A 4,616-nucleotide genomic window follows, 5' to 3' on the forward strand; every position below is an offset into this window, starting at 1 on the left:
CATTGGATACCAAGAACCAAGCCAACTTAATTGAGATAGCCGAGCAATTTGGTTTCGCGTTAATTTTTGCCTCGCCAGCACCGTTAACCACCGCTCGTTATTGTGTGCCGATTCACCAAGTAAATGGTAAAAACGTCATTAGCCGTAATAGCTGGCAGCTATTGTCGCCCATCGAAAGCGGTATCCTGACTCAGCCAATAGTGGAGAAAACACAATGAGTCAGCCATTGATTGCTGCGTTAAAACGGCTCATTAACGCACATCCAGACGCGATTGCAGCAAGTACAATGACGACTGCGCAGAGGCGACAACTCGACGAGTTTTGCCGAAAGACTCACAGCGTGCGAATGACGCCTAGCGGCAGAGGCGTTGCCTACCGCATTGAAGATCTAGCCGTCGTGACTGTGACTCTACAGCAATTGTCACCACATCAGGACTTACCATTATCGATTCCGCCAAGAGCAGCGAATATCGCCAGCACTCGAAGCAGTAAACAGGGTAGAGTGACCCACGATATTAGCTATGTTTTAGCAAAAACGTCAGCCAATCCATACTGGGAAATTTGTGGTGTACCCACTCAAGATTTACATACAGCGACACAATCGTTTGGCGTAATGGCGCTGGAAATCGGTCAAGAAAGAAACCGCAATCTTCACAGTCATCACGCTATTTGGTTAGTGGAGAATCAAGCCCTATTTGATCGACTAGATTGGCTACCAAACAATGAGCCTTGTACCGTTATTTGGTATCGAGGGCAGTTAGATAATAAATTAATCAGCTGGTTATCTCTGCCTGAAAGGTCTCCGCTGGTTTATCTTTTTGCTGACTATGATGGCGTTGGGCTAAATAATTACCGCCGATTGAAAGATCAGCTTGGAGAAAGAGCCACTTTTTGGCTAATGCCAAACTGGCAGTCGAGATTAGCGCGCTATGGACAAAATCGGTTATGGGTGGATACCTTTCGTGACTTTGCTATTTTCGAGCGAAATAGCCAACGTCTTTTAGAGCAGTCGCCTCAATTACAAGCTCTGGTGACTGAAATGAAGAAACAAGGTTTAGCTTTGGAGCAGGAAGCGGTTTGGTTAAGTGATTAACTGGTTAGAAAAAGACTTTTCTACAGCAAACGGATAACAAGTAATCCGCTCAATTTCCTTCTGCAATCGCACAAGCGTGATCGGCAACCTAGCACATAAGCAAGATTGCCGATAAACTGCGTTAAACTCGATATCAGATTGCTGTATGAAAAATATCCTGTTAATTCATCAGGTTAAAAAAGCGCTACCCAAGGCAATCTTTGCTAAGTTAATGATAGAAAGTAACCCGATGGGGATGCTGCATCATTACCGAGTCGCTTTATCTGCATGGCGCGAACAAACCACGATGATGGAATAGAACAATAAGAAAGGCTAGGTATGTCACAATCTAATTTCAAATTCTTACAAGGGGTGAACGATTTTTTGTTCAACATTGCTCGTGCGGCGGAACAAAACTATCCCGATGACCCGAATACCACCTTGGTCAAATTGCGTATATTTGGCGAGTCCACCGCCAAACATCTTGCTAAATTGCTCGATATTGAAGAGAAAGAGAACCAACACGAATTGCTGCGTGAACTGGGTAAAATTCCGTTTGTTGATGACAGCATTCTGACGGTATTTCACAAGCTGCGTAAAATCGGCAACCAAGCGGTGCATGAGTACCATAACGACTTACAAGATGCGGAAATGTGCTTGCGCTTGGCATTTCGCTTAGCGGTGTGGTACTACCGTTTGGTCACTAAGCAATACGATTTTTCCGTCCCTCCGTTTGAGCTGCCAAGTGGTGTAAACCATGCTGCCTTTGAGCAAGAAGTACTGTTCCTCAAACAAGAATTGGCGCTGGCACGTCAAACGGAAACGCAAACCAAAGCTGGATTCGACGCACAACAAGCGAAACTGACCGCGCTGAATGGTTATATCTCGGTACTGGAAAGTAAGCAGGAAGAGACACAAGAACAAAGTACGGCGCGAATTGCCGCATTGCAGGCCAAGCTAAAAGAAAAAGAACACGAGCTGGCACAGAAAACCGAAGCGGAGCGCAAAGCTTATAAACAGCAAATCACCCAACAAGCCGCCTCGCGTAGCTTAGAGCTAAACGAAAGTGAAACTCGCTATTTAATCGATGCGCAGTTGCGTAAAGCCGGTTGGGATGCCGACAGTAAAACCCTCACCTTTGCTTGCGGTGTACGCCCACAACAAGGGCGCAATATGGCGATTGCGGAATGGCCAACCGGCCAAGATGAAACCGGTAAAACGGGCTTTGCTGATTACGTATTATTTGCTGGTTTAAAACCGATTGGCATTGTCGAAGCGAAAAAAGCCAACATTGATGTGGCGGCCAAACTCAGCGAAGCGTATCGCTACAGTAAAACCTTTGATACCGACTTTCTGCGCCGTGAGTTAGAGCAAGCGGCTAACGACGAGCACACGTTAGCCCAAGTCGCCGAAGCCTTACCCTTGTACTTGCCGACCTGGAGTGATTCTTCCGGCAGTGCCATGTTCAAAGTGCCGTTCTGCTTCTCAGCCAATGGGCGAGACTATCGTGCGGCGGTAAAAAGCAAAAGTGGTATTTGGTTTCGCGATGTACGTCACCCCACCAATATGCCCAACGCGCTACCAGAATGGCATCGTCCTGAAGAGCTGCTTGCCAAGTTAGCCCGCGATACGCAGCTGCACAACCGCTGGTTTAGTGATCATCCTGATATGAGCGAGTTGGGGCTACGTTACTACCAAGAAGAAGCGGTACAAGCGGTAGAACAAGCCATCGTGCACGGCCAGCGTGACATCTTATTGGCGATGGCCACTGGTACGGGAAAAACGCGCACCGCGATTGCTTTAATGTATCGTTTGATCCAATCGCAACGTTTTCAGCGCATACTGTTTTTGGTCGATAGAACCTCGCTAGGTGTGCAGGCACTCGGCGCGTTTGAAGATACCACCATCAAGGGAGACAGTTTTCATGCCATTTTTAACATTAAAGGCTTAACCGACCGTTTCCCTGAAGACAGCACCAAAATTCACGTTGCCACGGTGCAATCTTTGGTTAAGCGCACCTTGCAAAGTGACGAGCTGATGCCAGTGGGCCGTTATGATTGCATCATCGTTGATGAAGCGCACCGCGGTTATATTCTCGATAAAGAACAAACCGAAGGGGAAGAGAAGTTTCGCAACGGGCTGGACTACATCTCCGCTTATCGCCGGATTATCGATCATTTCGACGCGGTAAAAATCGCACTGACCGCTACCCCTGCCTTGCACACCGTGGATATTTTTGGTGGCCCCAACAAAACGCCCGTTTATCGCTACAGCTATCGTAAAGCGGTGATCGATGGTTATTTATGTGACCAAGAGCCGCCGATCAAAATCATCACCAAACTGAGCAGTGAAGGAGTGTACTTGTCGCAAGGTGCTCAAGTGCAACGCTTATCCAACCAAGGAGAGTTGATCAACGACACGTTAGAAGATGAGCAAGGATTCGAGGTAGCAGACTTTAACCGCAATCTGATTGCTTCCAACTTCAATAAAGTCGTCTGTCAAGAATTGGCCAATAATGAAAAATACGCGATTGACCCCACCAGCCCACAAAAGACGTTAGTCTTTTGTGTTAATAATGCCCATGCTGATACGGTGGTTGACGAGCTACGCAGCGCATTTAAAGCCAAGTATCCAGAGCTAGAACATGATGCCATCATCAAAATTACCGGTGATTCCGATAAAGACAGCAGCAAAGTGCAATCGATGATCACGCGTTTTAATAAAGAGCGTTTACCCAATATCGTTGTCACGGTCGATTTGCTCACCACAGGGATTGATATTCCGAGTATTGGTAATCTGGTGTTTATGCGTAAAGTGCGCAGTCGGATTTTGTATGAGCAGATGAAAGGCAGGGCAACGCGTCTGTGTCCTGAAGTGGGTAAAATTGCGTTTCGCATTTTTGATGCGGTGGATCTTTATAGCACGCTGCAAAATGTCGATACTATGCGCCCTGTGGTGGTGCGCCCGCAGGTCGATTTGCAAACCTTGGTCAACGAAATAACCGACTCGCAAACCTACCAAGTGATTGAAGCGGATGGTCGCAGTTTTGCCGAACATAGCCATGAGCAGTTAGTGGCGAAATTGCAACGCCTGATTGGACATGCGCAGTATAATCGCGATAAATCGAAACCGATCAGTACGCAAATGAAACGCTTAGATGAGCTGTGCCTCGATTCTGCCGGTTGTAATTTTGTCAGTTTGGGTAACACTCTCAAACAAAAAGGGCCGCAATGGTCGGCGGAAATTTTCAATCAAGTGCCCACCTTAGTGGGGCGCTTAGAGCAGTTAAAAAACGAGATCAACACTCTGCGTGAGATGCCGATTTTCACTGATCAGCCGGATCAGGTGCTGGTCACAGAGCAAGCGTGGGGCGAGTATAATAACGCGGATGATTTCCTTGAAGCCTTTGACCGCCTGGTCGAACGCTCAGTCAACCAACAAGAAGCACTGGAGATCATTGTTAATCGTCCGCGTGATTTAACCCGTAAGGGGTTGATTGAACTGCAAGAGTGGTTTGATGCGCAGAACTACAACGATGCCACAC

General features: G+C 47.2%; 4 protein-coding genes. All 4 read left to right on the top strand.

What is annotated here, in order from left to right; translation table 11 throughout:
• Nucleotides 1–218: hypothetical protein (locus B7C60_RS19475; protein ID WP_245869488.1), on the top strand; the 218-nt coding region annotated here is incomplete at its 5' end.
• Nucleotides 215–1,093 carry a DUF7281 domain-containing protein gene (locus B7C60_RS14280; protein WP_099612241.1) on the top strand — a complete coding sequence of 293 codons (879 nt, stop codon included), beginning with the start codon at nucleotides 215–217 and terminating at the stop codon, nucleotides 1,091–1,093. The genes B7C60_RS19475 and B7C60_RS14280, both read left to right, overlap by 4 nt.
• A 145-nt stretch (nucleotides 1,094–1,238) precedes the next feature.
• Complete coding sequence (locus B7C60_RS17065; protein WP_157928709.1) at nucleotides 1,239–1,391, top strand: hypothetical protein; 153 nt, start codon at nucleotides 1,239–1,241, stop codon at nucleotides 1,389–1,391.
• Between the two features lie 20 nt (nucleotides 1,392–1,411).
• Nucleotides 1,412–4,616: type I restriction-modification system endonuclease (gene hsdR / locus B7C60_RS14285; RefSeq protein WP_245869489.1), on the top strand; the 3,205-nt coding region annotated here is incomplete at its 3' end.

It is taken from the genome of Vibrio fujianensis, assembly GCF_002749895.1.
GTDB classification, from domain to species: Bacteria; Pseudomonadota; Gammaproteobacteria; order Enterobacterales; family Vibrionaceae; genus Vibrio; species Vibrio fujianensis.

What these genes read in the sequence shown, in the direction of transcription:
- B7C60_RS14280 (WP_099612241.1), top strand. Translation starts at nt 215, where the DNA reads ATGAGTCAGCCATTGATTGCTGCGTTAAAACGGCTCATTAACGCACAT.
- B7C60_RS17065 (WP_157928709.1), top strand. Translation starts at nt 1,239, where the DNA reads ATGAAAAATATCCTGTTAATTCATCAGGTTAAAAAAGCGCTACCCAAG.